The following is a 1542-nucleotide window of genomic DNA, read 5'->3' as shown; positions in this document are numbered from 1 at the left end:
GCCGCGACCCACCCGAACCCTGGGGGCCGAGGTCCTGAGCGCGGGTGAGGGCACCAACGCCCTGAAAGCCAACGCCCTCGGGGTCCGCAGGCTGAGAGCCAGTGCCCTGGGGAGCCGAGGGCTGGGGGGAGGTGCCGGGGTGGAAGCCGACGGCGATCCGGCTTGGGAGGCCGATCGCGCGGGCCAGCAACGCGAACGAGGCCGCGAACTGCTCCGTCGTCCCCCTCCGCGACTCCGTCAGAAAGAACTCGATACTGCGGTACCCGTGCCCGGGAGCCGAGTTGACGTCGTTCACGGCATGCTTGCGCAGGTAAGCGGCCAGCCGTACGGCCTGCTGGGTCGGGCTGCGCGCGCCGGCGGTGGCGCGGCGGGCGATCTCGGCGAGCCTGGCGCGTTGCGGCGGCGTCCGCCCGTCAGGCCCGTCGGGCAGTTGCCGCGCGGCCGGGTTCGCGGCGGGCACCGCCCCGCGCAACGCGTCCGCCGGGTAGTGGCGGATCCCCGAGGTCACCTCGTACGCCATCCCTTCGCGCGCCTGAGCGCTGGCCAGCATGCCGGTCGCGGGATCCACCACGATGCCGGCGCCCTTGGCCAGCACCGGCCGGTCCGCGGCGGGCAGCCACGGCCCCCGCAACTGCTGCAGGGTGAACCGCTGCGCCGCCGTCTCCCCGGCCGCCTCCTCACCGGGCACGCGACCGCCCGTGGGGACGAATCCGGCGCTCGACGTCCAGGTGACGCCGTCGAAGGTATCCAGGACGGCCAGCCGGAGGTTCGCGTCGGAGGCCGTATTGACCGTGAAAAGCTCGCGTTGCGGGTTCTGCAGCCAGGCGGACACCTGGTCGAGCGCGCTCACGCCGGTGATCGGCCGCGGCGGGGGCTGTTCGACGAGCCTGCGCACGTCGTACGGGCGCTCCGCCATGGGCAGCGCGGGCGCCGCTACGACGGCGACCAGGACCAGGCAGGCCGGCAGGGGTACGCCGAGCGCGACCGCCCGCACCGACCTGGCCGCCCTGACCAGCGCCAGGAGCAGCGCGACCCCCGCGAACACGGCCGCGTACGGCACCACCGGCCCCGCCCCCGCGACGCCGAGCACGACGGCGACCGCCAGCACGGGCAGGGCCGCCACCCCGGGCAGCAGCACGGACCTGGACCGCGACGCGATCTCACCGCCCGCGGCACTGGCCGCCCACACCAGGAAGCTGACCAGGACGACGGCCCGGCTGTCCGCGGCGGCGGGCAGGATCGTGGTCAGCAACCAGCCACCGGCGTCGCGCACGCCGAGCAGGGCCGCCCGCACGCTCGCCGGAGTGGGTACGAACCCGAGCCACGCCTCCGCCCTGAACACCGTCGCCGACACCGCCACCAGCCACGCCAGCACGCTCACCGGGATCGCTCCCCACAGCGGCAGCCGCCCGGCCAGCGCCATCGACAGCGCGCACGGGACCCCGGCGGCCACCCCGACCACCGGCACCAACGCCTCCAGCGGGAACACCCCGTCGAACGCCAGCCCAGCCACGGCGGCGAGCACCCCGGCCAGGACCACCG

The 1542-nt window shown here is 75.6% G+C and carries 1 protein-coding gene; it reads right to left on the bottom strand.

Translation table 11 applies throughout. The features are described 5' to 3' along the window. The coding region (locus ITP53_RS55250; RefSeq protein WP_207757767.1) for a transglutaminase domain-containing protein at nucleotides 1–1542 on the bottom strand (1542 nt) is incomplete at both ends.

The organism is Nonomuraea cypriaca (assembly GCF_015645445.1).
Lineage (GTDB): Bacteria > Actinomycetota > Actinomycetes > Streptosporangiales > Streptosporangiaceae > Nonomuraea > Nonomuraea cypriaca.
This window is presented reverse-complemented; position numbering and strand designations above follow the sequence as displayed.